The sequence below is a fragment of the Vibrio sp. 10N.261.46.A3 genome (genome assembly GCF_041472995.1).
Lineage (GTDB): Bacteria > Pseudomonadota > Gammaproteobacteria > Enterobacterales > Vibrionaceae > Vibrio > Vibrio coralliirubri.
In genome coordinates, this window is sequence record NZ_JBFRRH010000045.1 from 1,378 (window position 1) to 1,742 (window position 365).

Below are 365 nucleotides of genomic sequence, written 5' to 3' on the forward strand. Positions count from 1 at the left end.
CGAGTACAGTGAAGTAAGTGCAGGGCATGGACGTATTGAAACTCGTCATTGCGAGCAGTTAATCATTGATAGAGCCTGGTTAGACAAAGATTATCGCTGGGACGGCTTACAGAGTGTAATCAAAGTGACCGCTACCGTTGAAGAAAAATTAAGTGGTAAAAAATCGGAAGAAACTCGATGGTATATCAGTTCATTAGCCCTCAACGCGCAACAAGCACTCGATGCAGTAAGAAGCCACTGGCAGGTAGAAAGTATGCATTGGATGTTAGATGTAACGTTTAGAGAAGATGAGTCACGTATCCGCAGAGGCACTGGAGCTTTAGCTTTCAATGTCCTGAGGAAAATCGCACTAAGTCTTTTTAAAC

At 43.3% G+C, this 365-nt stretch carries 1 protein-coding gene; it reads left to right on the top strand.

Annotation, left to right across the window (positions count from 1 at the left end):
• Positions 1 to 365, top strand: a 365-nt coding sequence (locus tag AB4484_RS12025) for an ISAs1 family transposase (protein WP_372078358.1), incomplete at both ends; no start/stop codon positions are given.